The organism is Pseudomonas sp. DW-iso17, assembly GCF_058725345.1.
In genome coordinates this window covers 63957-83760 of the sequence record NZ_JBZXEA010000005.1, presented here as the reverse complement: position 1 = coordinate 83760, position 19804 = coordinate 63957, and the positions used below count along the sequence as shown (strand labels likewise).

Annotated in this window: 18 protein-coding genes and 1 pseudogene; 11 read left to right on the top strand and 8 right to left on the bottom strand. The window is 56.0% G+C overall.

Going from position 1 to position 19804, the window contains the following annotated elements; genetic code table 11:
* Window positions 1–316: 316 nt before the first annotated feature.
* Window positions 317–559, bottom strand: coding sequence for a CopG family ribbon-helix-helix protein (locus AC4PS6_RS04750; RefSeq protein ID WP_336827319.1), 243 nt, complete (start codon window positions 557–559; stop codon window positions 317–319).
* A gap of 226 nt (window positions 560–785) precedes the next feature.
* Here AC4PS6_RS04750 and AC4PS6_RS04745 point away from each other — a divergent pair, with 226 nt between their 5' ends.
* The 5 genes from AC4PS6_RS04745 (at window position 786) to AC4PS6_RS04725 (ending at window position 5702) form a co-directional block, all read left to right on the top strand.
* A complete protein-coding gene (locus AC4PS6_RS04745) occupies window positions 786–2003 on the top strand; it encodes an HsdM family class I SAM-dependent methyltransferase (protein WP_336839357.1) in 1218 nt (405 codons plus the stop codon).
* Between the two features lie 11 nt (window positions 2004–2014).
* Entirely contained in the window at window positions 2015–3697 is a 1683-nt protein-coding gene (locus AC4PS6_RS04740) for an ORC-CDC6 family AAA ATPase (protein WP_336827321.1), read from the top strand.
* On the top strand, window positions 3694–4542 hold the full coding sequence (locus AC4PS6_RS04735) for a hypothetical protein (RefSeq protein ID WP_336827322.1): 849 nt from the start codon (window positions 3694–3696) through the stop codon (window positions 4540–4542). Before AC4PS6_RS04740 ends, AC4PS6_RS04735 begins: the two co-directional genes overlap by 4 nt.
* Before the next feature lie 428 nt (window positions 4543–4970).
* Window positions 4971–5336: a DUF6124 family protein gene (locus AC4PS6_RS04730; RefSeq protein ID WP_336827323.1), complete on the top strand. Its 366-nt coding sequence runs from the start codon at window positions 4971–4973 to the stop codon at window positions 5334–5336.
* A gap of 147 nt (window positions 5337–5483) precedes the next feature.
* Entirely contained in the window at window positions 5484–5702 is a 219-nt protein-coding gene (locus tag AC4PS6_RS04725) for a hypothetical protein (RefSeq protein ID WP_103451547.1), read from the top strand.
* 669 nt (window positions 5703–6371) lie between these two features.
* Here AC4PS6_RS04725 and AC4PS6_RS04720 read toward each other — a convergent pair.
* Entirely contained in the window at window positions 6372–7559 is a 1188-nt protein-coding gene (locus tag AC4PS6_RS04720) for an MFS transporter (RefSeq protein WP_014717589.1), read from the bottom strand.
* Window positions 7560–8040: 481 nt separating this feature from the next.
* Between AC4PS6_RS04720 and mqo the strand changes: the two genes are divergently transcribed.
* Window positions 8041–9687: a malate dehydrogenase (quinone) gene (gene mqo, locus AC4PS6_RS04715; RefSeq protein WP_014717590.1), complete on the top strand. Its 1647-nt coding sequence runs from the start codon at window positions 8041–8043 to the stop codon at window positions 9685–9687.
* A gap of 64 nt (window positions 9688–9751) precedes the next feature.
* Here mqo and AC4PS6_RS04710 read toward each other — a convergent pair whose 3' ends face one another.
* Window positions 9752–10423, bottom strand: coding sequence for an NADPH-dependent F420 reductase (locus AC4PS6_RS04710; RefSeq protein WP_019820669.1), 672 nt, complete (start codon window positions 10421–10423; stop codon window positions 9752–9754).
* A gap of 99 nt (window positions 10424–10522) precedes the next feature.
* Between AC4PS6_RS04710 and AC4PS6_RS04705 the strand changes: the two genes are divergently transcribed.
* Both AC4PS6_RS04705 and AC4PS6_RS04700 read left to right on the top strand, forming a co-directional pair.
* Entirely contained in the window at window positions 10523–11419 is an 897-nt protein-coding gene (locus AC4PS6_RS04705) for a LysR family transcriptional regulator (RefSeq protein ID WP_282398847.1), read from the top strand.
* A gap of 170 nt (window positions 11420–11589) precedes the next feature.
* Complete coding sequence (locus AC4PS6_RS04700) at window positions 11590–11919, top strand: YXWGXW repeat-containing protein (RefSeq protein WP_014717593.1); 330 nt, start codon at window positions 11590–11592, stop codon at window positions 11917–11919.
* Window positions 11920–11976: 57 nt separating this feature from the next.
* Here the strand turns inward: AC4PS6_RS04700 and AC4PS6_RS04695 are convergent, their stop codons facing one another.
* From AC4PS6_RS04695 to AC4PS6_RS04680, 4 genes are all read right to left on the bottom strand, one after another.
* On the bottom strand, window positions 11977–12372 hold the full coding sequence (locus AC4PS6_RS04695; protein ID WP_014717594.1) for a type II toxin-antitoxin system VapC family toxin: 396 nt from the start codon (window positions 12370–12372) through the stop codon (window positions 11977–11979).
* Window positions 12369–12626, bottom strand: a complete 258-nt coding sequence (locus AC4PS6_RS04690; protein ID WP_014717595.1) for an AbrB/MazE/SpoVT family DNA-binding domain-containing protein — start codon at window positions 12624–12626, stop codon at window positions 12369–12371. Before AC4PS6_RS04690 ends, AC4PS6_RS04695 begins: the two co-directional genes overlap by 4 nt.
* A 172-nt stretch (window positions 12627–12798) precedes the next feature.
* Complete coding sequence (ppnN, locus tag AC4PS6_RS04685) at window positions 12799–14172, bottom strand: nucleotide 5'-monophosphate nucleosidase PpnN (RefSeq protein ID WP_014717596.1); 1374 nt, start codon at window positions 14170–14172, stop codon at window positions 12799–12801.
* 148 nt (window positions 14173–14320) lie between these two features.
* Window positions 14321–15145: an aspartyl/asparaginyl beta-hydroxylase domain-containing protein gene (locus AC4PS6_RS04680; RefSeq protein WP_019820661.1), complete on the bottom strand. Its 825-nt coding sequence runs from the start codon at window positions 15143–15145 to the stop codon at window positions 14321–14323.
* Between the two features lie 276 nt (window positions 15146–15421).
* Between AC4PS6_RS04680 and fabV the strand changes: the two genes are divergently transcribed.
* Together fabV and AC4PS6_RS04670 are read left to right on the top strand one after the other, a co-directional pair.
* Window positions 15422–16615, top strand: a complete 1194-nt coding sequence (gene fabV, locus AC4PS6_RS04675; protein ID WP_003189732.1) for an enoyl-ACP reductase FabV — start codon at window positions 15422–15424, stop codon at window positions 16613–16615.
* A 291-nt stretch (window positions 16616–16906) separates the two neighbouring features.
* Window positions 16907–17530, top strand: a pseudogene (locus tag AC4PS6_RS04670) (HAD family hydrolase).
* Here the strand turns inward: AC4PS6_RS04670 and AC4PS6_RS04665 are convergent.
* Window positions 17527–18432: a LysR family transcriptional regulator gene (locus AC4PS6_RS04665; RefSeq protein WP_137270909.1), complete on the bottom strand. Its 906-nt coding sequence runs from the start codon at window positions 18430–18432 to the stop codon at window positions 17527–17529. The pseudogene AC4PS6_RS04670 and the gene AC4PS6_RS04665 sit on opposite strands and share 4 nt — an antisense overlap.
* Before the next feature lie 102 nt (window positions 18433–18534).
* On the opposite strand from AC4PS6_RS04665, the gene AC4PS6_RS04660 reads away from it, so the two are divergent.
* Window positions 18535–19704 (top strand): aspartate aminotransferase family protein, encoded by a 1170-nt coding sequence (locus AC4PS6_RS04660; RefSeq protein WP_103451548.1) that lies wholly within the window; start codon window positions 18535–18537, stop codon window positions 19702–19704.
* Window positions 19705–19804: the final 100 nt, after the last annotated feature.

Sequence of the window (19804 nt, the reverse complement as noted above, 5' to 3'; positions counted from 1 at the left end):
CGGCGGGAGAGTGGGGCGGTTTGTAGGGGCATGGGGATCTGAGTTAGCGAGGCGAATGGAGCGTAGTTTATCAGGGATGGATCTTGGGTGTAGGGGAGGCTTATTCCCAATTCTTTAATCACGTCGAGCGGGGACGTTGTTGTGTTTGGAACATGCCGAGCATTTTCAGGTGCTCCCGCGAATCGACAAGGGGTCACATAAAGCGAGTTGGGAACTGCCCACCCGCGTATTTGTTTGAGCCATTTTATCGACGCTGGTGAAATGGTCTCCGGCAAGTCATCCGCGGCTTTTGGATTTCCGAGCTTTTTCAAGCTACTCAACCCGCAGTCCGGCTCCAATGCTTGGCGCGTATGGCCGCCACTTGCTCATCTGTAGCGAATTTGCATTCGTCGGCCTCCTTTACTGCCAGCTCGATTTGAGCCGTCAGTGCTTTTTCCTGCTGGATGTAGTCCCCAACAGCGTCCATCGCCAGGTAGCTCGCTGTCCGGCCGTTGGTTTTGGCCAGGTCGGCGAGAGAGTCGGAAATGTCTTCCGATAGGTTCAGGCTGATTTTAGTCATGAAGCCTCAATAATGGACGGTTGTGGGGTATCTTGCCTCCCAATGAAATGTCATTCAGCTAGCCTAGGGATTTTTAGGGTGGAATGACCAATAAAATCGCAATCTGAAATCATCTTGAGGGCTTTAAGCCTTTTGCTACCAAGCCACTCAAGGTAGCATAGCGATTTGATCAGTCGAACAAGCACCTATGCCATCGTCCTCGCCCATCCGTTCCACAAACTCAGACGTGTTGGGCCGTTACTACACTAGGGCAGATATTAGTTCATTCTTGGTCGAGCAAATCGATGACCACAATCCTCGTCGTTTATTAGATTTAGGTGCGGGAGCAGGATCGCTGTCAATTGCAGCGGCTTGTCGTTGGTCGGATTTGGAAATTTTAACAGTCGATATTGATTCAGGTATAGCTAGTAGTTATCAGGAAAAATTAGGGAGGATTAATTTTCAAGACTCTAGGCATTTGCATATACATGCAGATGCCTTATCTTGTGAGCTTCCTGATTTGTTAGATACGATACGAAATCCTATCGATACCGCCGTATGCAATCCTCCGTTCCTAATACCTAAATGGAGTAAAGGGTTTTCCGAAATATTGGAAGACACAGGGTTTTCACATTGCCTCCCGTTGCCATCTAGTACTGATGCAGCGGCGTTGTTCTTGGCTCAAAATCTACGTCTGCTGGGCGATAATTCAAAATTAGCAATCATTTTGCCTGATAGTTTGGTTTCGTCATTTAAATATTCAAAATTTAGGCAGCATCTTTTAACCAATTACGAAGTTGAAAGAGTTGTACAGCTGCCGCGCGGAGCATTTTATGGCACTGATGCTCTCGCTAGCATATTTGTTATAAAGAAAACGAAAGTAGTGTCCGAGTTTTTGTCTATATTTAAGCTTGGGGGTGATAGATCTCTTAGCAATAGGTTAGTCATCTCCAAAGAGCACGGCTTTGAACGCTTGGACTATAACTTTCATTATCAGCGGATGCGCAGTAGGTCTAGCAAGTTGTCTATAACTCTTTCGGATGCGAATGTGTTGGTCAGCAGGGGGAGTCTTTCTACATCGCAGTCAAAAAAGATTGAGTGTCCCGTTTTTCATACCTCTGATATAGGTTCTGAATGTTATGGCCAATGGGTAGACTTATCACACTTTGAGTGCCCGTCTGATTTTCCCGCTTCGAGTAAATTGATAATGGGGGCCGCAGGCGATATTTTGATTGCCAGGGTGGGACGAAACCTAGAAGCTAAAGTGCTGGGAGTGTCTGCTGGAAATGTTGTTTTAACTGATTGCATCTATCGTATTCGCGCGCCTGAAGCTATGCGCAATGAGCTATTGAGTGCTTTATCTAGTGCTGATGGGCGCCAATGGCTCTCGTCCCACGCTTATGGCGTTGCAGCGAAACATCTAACTAAGTTTGATTTGCTGTCTTTTCCCCTGTCGTTCGATTAATAAGGAAGTTTATGGAATTCGAAGAACGTGCTGATCAGCTTTCCAATGAGGAAATCAATAGGCGATTGGCTGATGGTGAGCACCTGACGGTAGCTCGCCAAAAGCTATTGGCTTCCGGTGCTAAATTTCTCATCGGTCCTCGTGGGACGGGAAAGACGCATTTAATGAGATATACGTACACCCAAGCATTGCTAGATAAATCGGCGCCATTGGTGTTGTATGCGAGTTTTAACAAGTATTTGCATCTAGAGCCGTTATTAAAAAAGACTCCTGACGCTCTTAAACGGTTTCATTCGTGGGTCTTAGCTAAGTTGTTGTTGAGTGTATTTGATTTTTTAAATGATTTAAGCTCAGATACCCATTTTTTGTCAGAAGTTAGTGATCTCTATGATGAGGACAAACTTCGCCAATTGGTCTCTCTCCTGGAGCGTGGTAGTGGTGATGAGCTTTATGAGGAGTTTGGTCAGAGTATCACTGTTGATGCGGTGATACGCGCTGTCAAAATCATAGGGGTTAAATTTGGTCGAAGTAGGGCTGTTTTACTTTTAGATGACGCTGCTCTCAGTCTTTCCGATCAATACCTTATAGCTTTTTTTGAAATTTTCCGAGTTCTTAAAGTTGAGGGTATTGCTCCTAAAGCGTCCGTGTATCCCGGGACTACTCAGTATGGCCCTACTTTTCATGCGTCGCATGAAGTGGAAGAAGTCCCGTTATGGCTATCAGTTGAAGATAGTGATTACTCGCAGATCATGGGAGATATCGCCGGAAGGCACCTTACACCGGATCAGGCGAAAAATATTTCGCCTGATGTCTTGGAATTGCTCAAGTATAGTGCTTTTGGAATTCCGCGTGTTTTTCTTCGTCTTCTCCGAGAATTTCTTGCTGAAACGTCAAGTAATTCTCAGTCTAAGGTTAATAAGATTATTGAGCGTCAAGTTGAATTGATTGGTGCAGAATATGACTCCTTAGGAATAAAGCTTAAGCAATTCGCTTCCGTTGTTAAAACGGGGAAGCGCTTTTTGATTAATTCGGTTAGTGCAGTTGCAGCAGCGCAAGCAGCTGACCTTACTAAGAAAAATATCACCCTTGGGCTTCAGCAGACCTCTGATCGGGACCCGCTTGCTGAGCGTATGCTTAAATTTCTTATAGAGATTGGCTTGCTGTTTCCTCTGCATGCGGTCTCGCATGGTGCGAATCGAAAGTATGATCGTTATATACCCCATCTAGCCTTCCTTTACCAGGAAGGTGCTTTTCGAGAGGGTAGACGAAGTACTTTTAAAAGTGTGTCAAATGTAATGCAGTCTATTCCTTCGAAACATCCTCTCCGAAGAGATTTTAAGTCATTACTTTCTGAACATGAAATAGCCAATTTAAAATTGGATTTACCTCCGTGTCAAGTTTGTGAGACTGCTCGCCTAAATGACTCTCAACAGTTTTGTCATAACTGCGGGGAAAAATTAGTTGTGGCTTCATTGTTTGAAGAGTGCATGAAGCTTCCGCTTAATGAGGTTCCAGATATTAGTCAGGCATTAATACGCAGGGTCAATAAAGATACTAAGCTTCGTTCTGTGGGAGACGTTATTGCTTCACAAAATGCGTCAATGGAGTTGCAAAAGGCAAAATACATTGGCCCTGTTAGAGCTACAGAGCTTATTTCCAAAGTCACGTTGGTTGTAGAGGAGTTTCTATCGTGAGTACTCCATTCAAGTCAAGGTTGGAGATAACACCGTCATCCTCGAATCCAAAGCTGAGTACGCACCTTTTATTTGATTTAGCTCATATGGAGTCTGCTCAATCTCCTATTGATCAGTTTTTAGAGCGTTTGCACTCAATAAACAAACTCTCGCCTCACCCGGTACAGTTTGATGCTCTTCAGGGGCAACTGGTTCTTTTGGGGGTTATCGCAGCAGTAGAGAGTTTTCTAAGGACTTTATTTAGGAAAATCCTTTCTGTAGATGCGCAGTCGATGGAGTGTGCATACAAGAAAGATATATCCTACGCCGCAGCTGTCCACCTGAATAAAGATATGCTTCCAGAGGCGATTCTGGAGCGCATTTCTTTTATCAGTCAGCACAGCATTGTCGAGTCGATTAGGGATATTTTAGGGATAAAAGGCCCGGTGCCAGCTTCGGTTGAGACTGCTATAAAAGATTATGTACGTGTATGCCACTTGCGACATTGTACTGTACACCGATTTGGGCGACTGGGTGCGTCAAATGCGATGGCTTTGGGCATTAATGAGCATAAAGAACTTCTAGAGAAGCCTCTCGTTCTCGATTATGCTGCTCTGCAAACAGCGATATTGATCTGCACAACCTTGGTTAAGAGCATTAATAATCACCTTTTTAATGAGCTGATTTCAAGGATCCCACAAGCTGAATGGATTGAAAACTACCCTCTGGATAAAAAGAAATTTGGGGTTTATTATAATCTTTTTGCAGATAATGTAAGTTCACGAGGCTCTTCTCCTCGCCAAAAATTTGTGTATGATCTTTTTTTGAATCAACGAAATACATATTTTGGGGCTGGGGAGGCTTAGGAAAGAGCTTTGCTGAGGTGGTATCTTCACTATTTAGGAGAGGCAACTGCTCAAGCAGTTGCCTGCTTAAAAAGGGGCTTTAATATTGTTGTGACCCTATGGATTGTATATTAGATCTGACTCGGGCGTCCTTTTGCAGAGTTTTTTCCTACGTTCTTTTCGGCTTGCCTGTCAGAACTCGCATCTTTAATCTCTTTAAACCGCTGCCAATCCAGCGGCCGGATGTGGAAGTCCGTACCAAGCTAAGACGCAATCGCCACAAACCTCTACCGGCGTTTTTTTACGCCTGTATCATGTGTTTCGGCGGCTGTGCGCGGGGCACTTCGGTGCGCCGGGTCCTTAGCCCTGGTCTTCCACACCTGCGTACAGCTGCCACCTCTCATGTGGAAGTGAGACTGGTAGTTCCTGAATAGTTAAGGAGCTTCGCCATGTACAAGACCACACCTAATCCGCCTTATGCTTCAAACGCTGCATCCTCTGATCCCAAGCTTCAAGCCGCAGCCCAGCGAGCAATCCATCATCACTTGCCCCCATCCGACGACGCTGCACCCGCCGAACACCCAAGCGACAACCTATTCCTCGTAAACCCAACCATCGACCCCGAAACCCTCTTGGCCAACGCCGCCGAAAACCTAGCCTCCGCCAACGAAATGGCCGCCACCTTGGCGTTCGACCTCAACGATTCCCAGCGCGCCATCACCCTGGGCATTCAGCAGTTAATCGAGCTGAGCTCGCTGCTGGTTGACCGAGCCCAGGAGCAGGTTGCGCCTGTAACCGCCTCAGTCAAAGCCTGACAACCAACCCTGCCGCCTTGCCCTAAGGCGGCAACCTGAACTCATGCTGTCACCCAGCAAAGTTTCATAATTCTCTGCGCCGTTGAGGTCTACGATCCCCTACTGAGAGAGGACCCCAGCGCCTCCAGCCCATAGGGAACTGAAACCATGATCTCGAACCTCGTCAAACTTGTGATGATCACCGGCACGTTGTTGTTGAGCGCTTGTTCATCTTCACCAGCCGTGAGCAGTGACCCGTGCTTTTCAGGTGGATGCCGGGCGTTTGGTGACCATAGCCCCAACAAGGCCGCGAAGATGAATTTCGGTGGCAGTGGGCTGGGGAGTAGTTATGGGGAGTATGGTTCGGGGTTGTTGCATGATGATTGATGGGGTGGTGGGGCGAGAGTGTTTCGCTTGCTTTGCTGCTTTGCAAAGTGAGCAGCCGTTGGGGGAGAACGCTAAGTAGCCGTTGCCTGAGTAACGGATAGGTGCGCGGTCTGATCCCGCATTTTCGTCGGCTGTCGGGCTGTCTTCGCGAGCAAGCCCGCTCCCACAGTTGGAGTGTGGGAGTCAGGGAGATAAGCGTCGGCTGTCAGGTCTTCACAGGAGCAAGCTCCCTCGCCACAGTTGCAGCGTCGTGCCGAAGTTGTGTAGATATTGACGCTGCGATGGCGGTGGGTCAGTTAACTCACCTGTTACTGATATACCGCTATCGCAGGCAAGCCAGCTCCCACATTGGCCATGTATCGCTCGCAGAATCAGCGCCCGGCTCGGATCCCTGTGGGAGAGGGCTTGCTCGCGATGGCGGTGGGTCAGTTAATTCATCTGTCACTGATATACCGCTATCGCAGGCAAGCCAGCTCCCACATTGGCCATGTATTGCCCACAAAATCGGCGCCCGGCCCAGATCCCTGTGGGAGCAGGCTTGCTCGCGAAGGCGGCGTGTCAGTCACTGGATCTATAACTGAACCAATGCTTTCGTAGGCAAGCTCCACACATTGGATCTTCGTTGTGTGGAAATTGTGTTCGCGTAGCTGATCGGTATTAGGCGCGCCGTTAATGGCCGCCTTTCATACGCCGGGCGATCAGGTAGAGGCCCAGGCCCACCAGCGCTGTCGCTGCGCCGATGTAGCCGGTGCTGGTCCAGCCGAGGCCAGCTGTAATCGCCATCCCCCCAAACCACGGCCCCAGCGCATTCGCCAGGTTGAACGCCGCATGGTTCGATGCTGCCGCCAGGCTCGGCGCTTCATGCGCGATGTCCATCAAGCGAATCTGCAACGGTGCCGCCAACGCGACCATGGTGCCCACCAACCCCATGCTCAGCAGCACGCCCCACAGCGAAGACGCGGCGAAGGGGAAGAACAGCAGCACGGCCATCGACCATACCAATATCAAACCCACCGCCCGAAACTGCATGCGATCAAACAGCTTGCCACCGGCAATGTTGCCGATGATGCCGCCCACGCCAAAGGCGGCGAGGCCGAAGGGGATCCATTGCGGCGAGACCTTGGTCACTTCCAGCATGGTCGGCGCCAGGTAGCTGAATACGCAGAACATCCCGGCAAAGCCAATCGCGCCGATGGACAGGGCCATCCATACCTGGGGTTTGGTGAAGGCGCGCAGTTCTTTGCGTGGGTCGCTGCGTTGTTCGTCGTGGCGGTGGGGCACGAATTGCCAGACCAGGGCGATGGTGAGCAGGGCGATCACGCTGACCAGGGCGAACGCCGAGCGCCAGCCCAGGTGTTGGCCGAGGAAGGTGGCGATGGGGTTGCCCAGCAGCATGGCCAGGGTGAGGCCCATCATCACGCGGGCTACGGCGCCGGCGCGTTTGTCGGTGGGTACCATGCTGGAGGCGACCACGGCGGCGATGCCGAAGTAGGCGCCGTGGGGCAGGCCGCTGATAAAGCGGAAGGCCACCAGCGAGCCGAAGGTGGGGGTGAAGGCGGTGGCGAAGTTGCCCAGGGCGTACAGGCCCATCAGCAACAGCAGCATGTGTTTGCGCAGCAGCTTGGCGCCGAGGATGGCCAGCAGCGGGGCGCCGACCATGACGCCCAGGGCGTAGGCGCTGATGGCGTGGCCCACCTGGGGTTCGCTCAGGCCCAGGTTCTGGGCGATGTCGGGCATCAGGCCCATGATGGCGAATTCGCCGGTGCCGATCGCGAAGGCGCCCACGGCCATGGCCGCTTCCATTTTGGCGGCGCTGCGCGCGGGCAGTACGTGCCCGGGTGTTTGCTGGATTGTCATGGGTAACTCTGTGTGGAGGGTGTGCACGAAGGACGTCGCCGATGCTACGCAAGCCGCGACGAAGGTGTCTAGAACCGCCATTTTCGGCAGAGTTCCACGCCTGTGACCGCAGGTCGCGGCTGCCAGTCTTGACAGGGGCGCATTAAAACCCGCGATTTAGGCCTGTCAATTGGCCAAACGGCGCATAAACGCTGTTTAGCGTGATATTCTGCGCGCCGTCTTGGGCTAGTCTTTCCCTGGTGCGTACACCCGTATACGTCCCAGCGGTTGGCTGTCGCCCAGGTAGCTGAAGCCAATAATGATAAGAAGTCAGCGCAGAAGGGACATAACAGTGAGGTCGATCCATCGGCCTTGTGTGCCCACCCTGCAGCCTTTATGTGACTGTGCAGACCCCGCGGTACGTTGCCTGACGTAGCGTGAACGAGGGTTACTCATGATCGGGGGCGGTAGGGCGGATGGCGTTTTATCATAGGTGCTACTGATGTTTAAAAAAGTAAACACTGCCCTGCTGGGGCTGGCTTTGTCGATGGGGATCACGTCCGTTCACGCGGAAGAGGCAAAGAAAGTCGATGTGCTGCTGATCGGCGGCGGCATCATGAGTGCAACCCTGGGTGTCTGGCTCAATGAGCTGGAACCGGATTGGTCGATGGAGATGGTCGAGCGCCTCGATGGCGTGGCCGAAGAAAGCTCCAACGGCTGGAACAACGCCGGTACCGGTCACTCGGCCCTGGCTGAGCTGAACTACACCCCGGAAGACAAGAACGGCAACGTTGAGATCCCGAAAGCGGTCGAGATCAACGAAGCGTTCCAGATCTCCCGTCAGTTCTGGTCCTGGCAGGTTCAGCAGGGCGTGTTGAAGAACCCGCGTTCGTTCATCAACTCCACTCCGCACATGAGTTTTGTGTGGGGCGATGACAACATCAAGTTCCTGAAAAAGCGCTACGAAGCCCTGAAGGCCAGCCCGCTGTTCGCTGGCATGCAGTACTCCGAAGACCCGGCGCAAATCGCCAAGTGGGTTCCGTTGATGATGGAAGGGCGTGATCCCAACCAGAAAATCGCGGCCACCTGGAGCCCGATCGGTACCGACGTAAACTTCGGCGAGATCACCCGCCAGTTCGTCGCTCACCTGCAAACCACGCCGAAGTTTGACTTGAAGCTGTCGAGCGAAGTGCAGGACATCACCCGCAACGACGACGGTTCGTGGCGTGTGAGCTACAAAAACCTCAAAGACGGCACCAAGACTGAAACCGACGCCAAGTTCGTGTTCATCGGCGCCGGCGGCGGTGCCCTGCACTTGCTGCAGAAGTCGGGCATTCCTGAAGCCAAGGAATACGCAGGCTTCCCGGTGGGTGGTTCGTTCCTGGTGACCGAGAACCCGACCATCGCCGAGCAGCACCTGGCCAAGGCCTACGGCAAGGCTTCGGTAGGTTCGCCACCGATGTCGGTTCCGCACCTGGACACCCGTGTGCTGGATGGCAAGCGCGTGATTCTGTTTGGCCCATTCGCGACCTTCTCGACCAAGTTCCTGAAGGAAGGCTCGTACCTGGACCTGCTGACCAGCACCACCACCCACAACATCTGGCCGATGACCAAAGTCGGTATTCGTGAATACCCACTGGTCGAGTACCTCGCCGGCCAACTGATGCTGTCTGATGATGACCGCTTCAAGGCGCTGCAAGAGTACTTCCCGAACGCCAAGCAGTCCGACTGGCGCCTGTGGCAAGCCGGCCAGCGCGTGCAGATCATCAAGCGTGATGAAGAGCAAGGCGGCGTGCTGAAGCTGGGTACCGAAGTGGTCAGCTCTGCCGACAACACCATCGCAGGCCTGCTGGGTGCATCGCCAGGCGCGTCCACCGCGGCTCCGATCATGCTGACCGTGCTGCAAAAGGTGTTCAAGGACAAAGTAGCCAGCCCGGCCTGGCAGGAAAAACTGCACCAGATCGTGCCAAGCTACGGCACCAAGCTGAACGACAGCCCTGAAGCTGTTGCCAAGGAATGGGCCTACACTGCCGGTGTGCTGCAACTGACACCACCGCCAGCGATCCCGCAACTGGCTGCTCCACAGGCTACCGAGGCTGCCAAGCCTGCGGCTGAGCCAAGCAAGCCGGCGTCTGATCTGGCGCTGTAAGCAACACCCACGAAAAAGCCCGCTGAACCGGTGACGGTCAGCGGGCTTTTTTGTGCGCTAACGATCAGGCGCGCGGCGGGTGTCGCTCCACCGGAGGCAGCTCAACCGTACGCTCGGCCGCTGCCAGCGCCGCCTTCAAGCCCGCTTGGTTAAGGGGTACGCAATACGCCGGTTTAGCCCGCTCGAATCGCCAGCTTTCATCCAGCCCTCCAGCATCCACGGCATCGAAACCCATTTGGTCGAGTAACGTCATCACTTGCGCCTTTGCCGTCGCGTCATCTGCTGCCACTGGCAATGCGCGGCGTTCAGGCGCGCCGTGCGGGCGGGCATCCTGCGTCAGGTCTGGGGCGAAGATCGCATTAAATACTTTTACCACATGTGATTGCGGCAAATGGTCAGCCAGCAATCGGCTGGTGGTGGTTTCAAAACGGTCCAGTGTCGGGATATGCCCATCACGATCGGGGTAGTAATTGTTGGCGTCCATCACTGTCTTGCCCTCCAGCCATTGGGCGGGGACGCTGCGGTAGTGCTCCAGGGGGATCGCCACCAGTACCAGGTCACCAAACCTGGCGGCGTCATCTGCGCTGCCCACTTGCACACCGAGTATGCCGCTCACCACGCTGCTCATGGTGTGTGGGCCGCGGGAATTGCTCAGCATCACGTTATGTCCGGCGGCAAGCGCCAGTTGCGCCACGGCACGCCCGATAAAACCTGCTCCAATCACGCCAATCTTCATGTGCTTGCTCCAGTGGAAGTAGGAAGTGGCTATGATGATTAGCAACCATAACGTGATAAATCGTCATTTTGATGTGGGTGTTATTACTGGGAGTGGGGAATGATGGATCGCCTGTCAAGCATGAACGCCTTCGTGATAGCCGCTGAATTAGGCTCCTATGCGAGGGCCGCCGAACGCTTGGGCATGTCGCCGCAGATGGTGGCCAAGCATGTCACCGCGTTGGAACAACGCCTGGGCGCGCGATTGCTCAACCGCACAACCCGTCGACAAAGCCTGACTGAACTGGGAGGGGAGTATTACGAACGCTGCAAACATATCCTGACGGAGGCCGAGGCCGCCGACGCCCTGGCACAGGTCATGAACGACACGCCGCGTGGCAAGCTGAAAGTCACCGCCCCGGTGACCTTTGGCTCCTACAGCCTGATGCCGTTGATCACCGGGTTTTTACGTGAAAACCCACAGGTAGAAGTCGATTTGCACCTGACGGATCGTTTCGTCGACTTGGTGGAGGAGGGCTACGACGCCGCGTTTCGCATTGGTCCGTTGGGCACGAGCGGCCTCACTGCGAGACCTTTGGCACCGTATCGGTTGGTGGCCTGCGCTGCACCGGGTTACCTGATGGCGCGAGGCACACCGCAGAAGCCGGCAGATCTTGAGCGTCATGAGTGCCTGGGGTACGCCTTTTCATCGCGTCCGGCGGATCGAGAGTGGGTGTTTTTTCAGGGCACGGTTTCCTACAAGGTACGAGTGGCCAGCCGTTTGCTCATCAATGAAAGCCGGGCATTGATGTCGGCGGCATTGGATGGTTTTGGCATAGTGCTCGGCCCGCAAGACTTTCTGCGAACGGCGTTGGCGAGTGGCGAGTTGGTGCGGGTGTTGCCGGAGTTTGAGGCTCCGAGTCGGTCGATGCATTTGGTCTACACCGCAAACCGCCAGCGTACCGCCAAGTTGCGCTGCTTTGTCGAGACTGTGCTGGGACGTTTTGGTCCGGTATGAAGGAGCACCACCGTGGCGGTCGCCGGGAGGCACGCTAAAGATCTACAGGTTCAGCCATCTGACAGACATCTCCTGTTAAAAATAACCCAGGCCCAAGCAGGGCCCGGCTGCAACAAAGGAAGGACTTCTTTCTGATGCAGGTGTTGGGCGTGCGCGCCCGAGGGTTTTGTATGTGGCTACGTTATGCAGCATTGGCCGCCATGGTGGTCGCGGCTTCCGGGTGTGTGCAAGAGCGTGTTGTGCATGAGCGCAGGCCGGTGCAACACGAGTACGTGGATGTGGTGGCGCCGCAACCGCCGCCGGTGCAGGTGATTGAAGTCGAGCCGGCGGTGCGCGAAGGTTATATCTGGTCACGCGGTTACTGGCGCTGGGAAGGCGGGCGTTATGTGGCAGTGCACGGCCATTGGGAACCGGTGCGCCAGGGGTATCGTTATGTACACCCGCATTGGGTGCAGCGTAATGATGGCTACCACTGGCAGATCGGCGGTTGGGTTCGCTAGCCCAACTTCCTCTCCCTCTGTAGGCGCGAGCTTGCTCGCTCCTACAAAAAAGCCGCTCTAACCGAGCCGTTTCATCCCTGCTGCCTTGGCTGCGTGCAGATCAAACGTGGCGGTGTACTCGCAACCGGCCGCATGGCCACAGCGTTCGATCAGGCAGTCGGCAAAGTCCGCTTTGCTTGCGGTGAACTTGCGCAGGGCCTGCCAGATGATATCGGCGTGCTCGACGGTCAGTTCCCGTGTGTGCAGCAAGGTCTCCAGTACCGTTACCACATCGCTTTTGGCCGACTGGTAGCAGGACTGCAACACCCACACCAGTTCCGTAAGCGTCACCAGGCTGACAAAACCGGGTGAGGCGGCGGTGAGCGATTCGATCAGTTGAGACGCCTTGGCGGATTGAACCGGGTCATCCTGGGTCACATAACGCACCAGTACATTGGTATCCAGGCCGATCATCCAGCGCTTGCTCCCTGGGCCGCGATGGCGCGGTTCATGTCTTCGATAGACACGGCATGGGCGGGCTTGCGGATCAAACCCTTGAGGTCCTTGACGGTTTTGCTGGCGGCAATCATGGAAAACTTGCCGTCTTCCATTTCGACGAATTCCACCCGGTCGCCTGTTTCCAGGCCCAGGGCTGTCCTGACCTGAACAGGGATGGTGATTTGCCCTTTTGAAGTGAGTGTGGCGGTGGCCATAGTGAAGATCTCCATCGTGATATTCCTTACCTTAGGGTAAGGAATGACGGAGGACAATATCCGTTGGTCCATAGGTCGCTCGCTGAGGTGAATGAGTTGGAATAGTAAAACCCTAGTCCGAACTCTTGTTCCTCACACGCGTTGCTATGTCCCAAACGAATACAAACTATGACCGACCGCCGCTGGCTTACTGCACCACGCGATAGCACGGCACATACGCCGCGCCGCCCGGCAGTTTCATGCGGTGCTGGGCCACGAACGCCTTCAATAATTCATCCAACGGTTTCATGATCGCCGGGTCGCCGTGGATCTCATACGGGCCGTTCTCCTCGATCAGGCGAATACCCTTGTCCTTGACGTTACCCGCCACGATCCCCGAGAACGCCCGGCGCAGGTTGGCCGCCAATTCATGGGGCGGCAGTGCGTGGCTCAGTTGCAGGCTGGCCATGTTTTCGTGGGTGGGGTCGAACGGGCGCTGGAAGCCTTCGTCGATCTTCAGCAGCCAGTTGAAATGGAACGCGTCGTTACGCTCGCGGCGGAATTGCTTCACCGCCTTGAGGCCGGTGGTCATCTGGCGGGCCACTTCGGCCGGGTCGTCGATGATGATCTGGTAATGCTTCTGCGCCGCTTCGCCCAGGGTGGCACCGACGAACGCGTGCAATTGTTCCAGGTAAGGCGCGGCATGTTTGGGCCCGGTAAGCACCACCGGGAACGGCAGGTCGCGGTTGTCCGGGTGCATGAGGATGCCCAGCAGGTACAGGAACTCCTCGGCCGTACCGGCGCCGCCGGGGAAGATGATGATGCCGTGGCCGACACGCACGAAGGCTTCCAGGCGTTTTTCGATGTCCGGCAAAATCACCAGCTCGTTGACGATGGGGTTCGGCGCTTCGGCGGCGATGATGCCTGGCTCGGTCAAGCCCAGGTAACGGCCATTGGTGATGCGTTGCTTGGCGTGGGAAATGGTCGCGCCCTTCATTGGGCCTTTCATCACGCCTGGGCCGCAACCGGTGCACACGTCGAGGCTGCGCAGGCCCAGTTCGTGCCCGACTTTTTTGGTGTATTTGTATTCTTCGGTGTTGATCGAATGACCGCCCCAGCACACCACGATCTTGGGCTCCACACCCGGTCGCAGCGTACGGGCGTTGCGCAGCAGGTGGAACACGTAGTCGGTGATGCCTTGGGAGTTGCTCAGGTCGATACGCTGGCTGTCCAGCTCGTTCTCGGTGTAGACGATGTCACGCAGGGCGCTGAACAGCATCTCGCGGGTGCTGGCGATCATCTCGCCATCGACAAAGGCATCGGCCGGGGCATTGAGCAGTTCCAGGCGTACGCCGCGGTCTTGCTGGTGAATACGCACTTCAAAGTCTTTGTAGGCGTCGAGGATGGTCTTGGCGTTGTCGATGTGCGCGCCGGTGTTGAGAATCGCGAGGGCGCATTGGCGGAACAGAGTGTAGATGCTGCCGGTACCGGCTTCGCTCAGTTGCTGCACTTCACGTTGGGACAGGGTTTCGAGGCTGCCCTTGGGGCTGACGGAGGCGTTGATGACTTGACGTTGGGGCATTCTGATTCCTTGAAAGCACAGCCACCGCGCCCGTTTGGGGGCGATGGCTTGAGAAGGGTGAGCGCCAATTAAGGTCGCACGAGACGGTTATTTACCTCAGGCGCAAGGCCTAGCGCAAATGCCGTCCAACACCATCATGCCGCAGAACTTACTGAATCAGCTTCCAGTTTTTGTAGAAAACCCGACGCAGGGTAAAGACCAGGCCGGCAAACCCTGCGATCACGGCGTTGAGCACCGAGGGCAGCAGGGTCGGGCGCACAATATCAATAAACAGGCAGTAGCGTTTGGCGTCGTTTTTGTTGAAGGAGGCGTGCATCAGCGTGTCATCGAAGATAAACAGCGGGTCGTCGTGCCAGTAGTGCTTGTGCTTACCCACCTGGATATACACGCCCTCATGGTGCGGTGCCGGCGCCATGTTGTAGAGCACACGGAACATCATGCGCAGAGGGCCGAAGTGGAAAGACGTCGAGCGGTTCTCGTTGAACACCGAGACGCCGATGGTTTTCACGAACGGCAGTTTTTTGCGCAGCTGCGGGATATCCAGGGTGGTTTCGATCGGGCGGCCGTACCACTGGAAGAACAACATGCCGCGTTTCTTCTCGGCCATGCGTTCGTCCAGGTAGCTGATGATTTCATCCTTGCGGGCCATGGCGTCGTCGATCACCTGTTGCAGGTCTTCGCGCCAGGCCGGCGGCAGGTCTTGCAGGGTATAGACATGCCGGTTGCGGCTGCTCAGCAGGTCGAGCAGGGTGTTGAACGGTGCCAGCACCCAGGTATTACGACCGTTGCCGATAAAATACTTCTTGATGGTGTCGCGGTCGTACAGGCCGTTACGCAGGAAGTCATAAACGCCGCAGCACACCACCAACAGCAGAAACACCAGGCAACTGCGCGGGAAACAATAGATCAACAGCAGAACGCCGAGCGCCCACGCCAGGGACACCAGCTTTTTGCCGACAGCATTTTTGCTCATGAAACGAGGCTCCAAAGCCGAAATATATTGAAACAATATCGTCATCATAGGGCTTTCTGACACCGGCAGGCGTTTTTAAATAGGGCGAAATTGTGAAGCCACTGCACAATTTGTAACCGTTACCGTGCAGGCTCCGACGTTTTGTGGATTGAATTTTGAGAACAGAAGATTTGCGACTATCGTGACGCTTCGGTTTTTCAGGCGTCATAGACCGGTACGATTGAAGTTGAATGGCCACTATTGGCCTTCGGCACCTTGGAAGAGGCAGAAATTTTTATGATCATCAAACCGCGGGTTCGTGGCTTTATCTGTGTGACCGCTCACCCTGTTGGCTGTGAAGCGAACGTCAAAGAGCAGATCGACTACGTAACCAAAAACGGCGTCATCGAGGGCGGCCCTAAAAAGGTACTGGTCCTCGGTGCCTCCACCGGCTACGGCCTGGCCGCGCGCATCAGTGCTGCGTTTGGCTGCGGCGCCGACACCCTGGGCGTGTTTTTTGAGAAAGAAGGCGAAGAAGGCAAGCTGAGCTCCGCCGGCTGGTACAACAGCGCGGCGTTCGAGAAGTTTGCTGTGGAAAAAGGCCTGTACGCCAAGAGCATCAACGGCGACGCGTTCTCCGACGAAATCAAGCGCCTGACCATCGAAACCATCAAGAAAGACCTGGGCAAGATCGACCTGGTGGTCTACAGCCTGGCCGCCCCACGCCGTACCGACCCGCAAGGCGTGGTGCACAACTCCACCCTCAAGCCAATCGGCAAGGCCGTGACCCTGCGCGGTATCAACACCGACAAGGGCGTGGTGGTCGACACCACGCTTGAGCCTGCGACCCAGGAAGAAATCGACGGTACCGTGAAGGTCATGGGCGGCGAAGACTGGCAGCTGTGGATCGACGCGCTGCGTGACGCCGATGTATTGGCCGAAGGCGCCAAGACCACCGCGTTCACCTACCTGGGTGAGAAGCTGACCCAGGACATCTACTGGAACGGCTCCATCGGCGAAGCCAAGAAAGACCTGGACAAGAAAGTTTTGACCCTGCGCGAAAACCTCGCTGCGCTCAAGGGCGACGCCCGTGTGTCGGTGCTCAAGGCCGTGGTTACCCAGGCCAGCTCGGCAATCCCGATCATGCCGCTGTACCTGTCGCTGCTGTTCAAGGTGATGAAAGAGCAGGGCACCCACGAAGGCTGCATCGAGCAGGTCTACGGCCTGTTCAAGGACAGCCTGTACGGCAGCCAGCCGAAACTCGACGCCGATGGCCGCCTGCGTGCCGACCTGGCCGAGCTGGAACCGAAGGTCCAGGACGCCGTGGCCGCGCTGTGGAACCAGGTGACCGACGACAACGTCAACGAGATCAGCGATTTTGCCGGTTACAAGGCCGAGTTCCTGCGCTTGTTTGGCTTTGAGGTCGACGGCGTGGATTACGACGCGGATGTGAACCCGACCGTCAAAATCAACGGGCTGATTCAAGCTTAAAATCCGGTCAATAAGGTGGGAGCTGGCTTGCTCTGATGTCAGTCAGTTAACGCAAATCCCCTGTGGGAGCGGGCTTGCCCGCGAAGGCGGTGCGTCAGTCGCGGCATCTGTGACTGCACGACCGCTTTCGCAGGCAAGCCAGCTCCCACATGTGATCTTCGTTGCTTTGAGCATTGCGTTCGCTCAATTTGGCTGGCCTACTCCCTCTTTCTTTTCAGCCCCTTCTTACGCCTCCCTCTTTTAGATCTGTCAGACTCCAGCAGCTATCAAGCCACGCTAACGGAGGATCTGATGACGATTCGTGCAGTAGTTTTTGATTTCGGCGGTGTCCTGTTCGACTGGAGCCCGCAGCATCTGTACCGCAAGCTGATTGCCGACGATGCAGAACGGCAGTGGTTCCTCGACACCATCTGCACCCAGGCCTGGAACACCGAGCAAGATGCCGGTCGCTCCCTGGCTGAAGCCACCCGCACCCTGGTTGCCCAATACCCCGAACACAAGACCCTGATCCAGGCTTATTACGAGCGCTGGCCCGAAATGCTGCGTGCTGAATTACCCGAGGGCGTGGCGATTCTCGAAGCGTTGCACTAGGTTGAGATGCCGCTGTTCGGGCTTACCAACTGGTCGGCTGAAACCTTCCCTTACGCCCGGGCCAACTACCCGTTCCTGAAGCGTTTTCGCGACATCTTGGTGTCTGGCGAGGTGAAGCTGATCAAGCCTGACCCGGCGATCTACCACGCCAGCCTCAGTCAGGTGCGTGAACACCTGCCAGACATCCAAGCCAGTGAAGTGGTGTTCATCGACGACGTCGCCGGCAATATCGAGGCCGCCATCGCATTGGGCTGGCAGGGCATTCACCATGTATCGGCCGAGCGCACCGCCGCGCGTTTGCGCGAGTTGGGCGTGGCGTTCTAGCGCGCCCATTTCTCCATCACAAAGTCGACGAACGCCCGCAGCTTGGGCAGGCGATAGCGGTCTTGGCGATACATCAGGTGCATGGGGCGGCTGGGCAGTTTATAGGTGGTCAGCAAGGCCACCAGCTTGCCGCTCTCCAGGTCCGGTTGCACCAGGGCATCGGCCAGCATAATGATGCCCATGCCGTTGATGGCGGCCTGGCGCAAGCCTTGGGAGCTGTTGATGGTCAATGAGCCAGACACCGGCACCTCCACCCCACCTTCATCGCCGGTCATGCGCCAAAGTTTATCGGTGTCGCGCCAGTTGTCGTTCGCGGGGTAGGCGAATGCCAGGCAGTCATGCTGCTGCAGGTCATCCGGGGTTTGCGGTGTGCCGCGTCGCGCCAGGTAGGCAGGGGAGGCGCAAAGGGTGAGGGTATAGGCCTGCAGAGGCCGGGCGATCAGGCTGGAGCTTTCCAGTTCGCCGAGACGAATCGCCACGTCAAAACCGCTGTCGACGAGATCCATGCGCTCATTGCTCAGCACCACGTACAGGTCGATAAGGGGGTAGCGCTGGGAAAACTCACTCAAGGCCGGCACCAGGCGTTCGGTGCCGAACACCGGGGGGGCGGTGATGCGCAGGCTGCCTTTGGGGGCTTCGCTGTGGACCTGCTCGGCCAGTAGCTCCGAGTCGGCCACCAGCCCCAGCACTTCCAGGCAGCGCTGATAATACTGCCCGCCAAATTCGGTGAGGTTCTGTTTGCGCGTGGTGCGTTTGAGCAAGCTGACGCCAAGCCGTTGTTCCAGCGCTCGCAGATGGTTGCCCACCATGGTGGTCGAAATCCCGCATTCCTGCGCGGCGGCGGTCATGCTGCCGGTCTCGACGACTTTCACGTACACCGACATTGCCTGGAACAGATCCATTATCAAGCCCTGGTTTAAAGTTATTGCAGTAATTCTGCGTTTATCCAGCGAGGGTGGTTAACCATACTTGATCCACCCCAACGATGCACTGGAGCCGCCACCATGACCGCCGCCTGCCTGATGAGCACTTATCAACCCCTGGCCCTGAGCTTCACCCGCGGCCTTGGCACGCGCCTGTGGGACCAACAGGGCCGCGAATACCTGGACGCCGTGGCCGGCGTGGCGGTGACCAATGTTGGTCATTCCCACCCCAGGTTAGTGGCGGCCATCAGCGAACAGGCCGGCTTGCTGCTGCACACCTCCAACCTCTACAGCATCGACTGGCAACAACAATTGGCCCGGCGCCTGGCCCAACTGTCCGGGCTGGACCGCGCGTTCTTCAACAATTCCGGCGCCGAGGCCAACGAGACGGCGCTGAAGCTGGCGCGTTTGCATGGCTGGAAAAAAGGCATTGAACAGCCGCTGGTGGTGGTGATGGAGAACGCCTTCCACGGCCGCACGCTAGGCACCATGGCCGCCAGCGACGGGCCGTCGGTGCGCCTGGGGTTCCAGCGTCTGCCCGGCGATTTCATCAAGGTTGGCTTTGGCGACATGGCGGCCCTGGAGGCGGTCACCGAACAGTTCGGCACGCGCATCGCGGCGGTGCTGCTTGAACCGATCCAGGGTGAAAGTGGTGTGTTGGTGGCGCCGTCGGGCTACCTCAAAGCCCTGCGCGAGCACTGTACGCGCCACGGCTGGCTGATGATGCTCGACGAAATCCAGACCGGCATCGGGCGCACCGGCACCTGGTTTGCCTTCCAGCACGAAGGCATCGTGCCGGACGTGATGACCCTGGCCAAAGGCCTCGGTAATGGCGTGCCCATCGGCGCTTGTCTTGCCCGCGCCGCTGTCGCTGAACTGTTCACCCCAGGCAGCCATGGCAGTACCTTTGGCGGTAACCCGCTGGCGTGCCGTGTAGGGTGTACGGTACTGGAGATTATCCAGGAGCAAGGCTTGCTGGAAAACGCCGCACGCCAGGGCGAACACTTGCTGGCGCGTTTACGCATTGAGTTGGAGGACCATCCGCAGGTGCGGGCGATTCGTGGCAAGGGCTTGATGATCGGCATTGAACTGGCAAGCCCTTACCGTGACCTGGCCCAACGGGCGGCGCAGGAGCATGGGCTGTTGATCAACGTCACGCGGGGCAAGATCATTCGGCTGTTGCCGCCGCTGACGTTGCAAGGCAAGGAAGTAGAAATGATCGTGCGAGCCATCACCCGCCTACTGGACTGAAAAAGTGCGGAAGGGGGCGATGCTCGTTCCCACGCTCTGCGTGGTAACGCCTCCTGTGACGCTCTGCGTCACGCCTTAAGAGCGGACGCGGAGCGTCCAG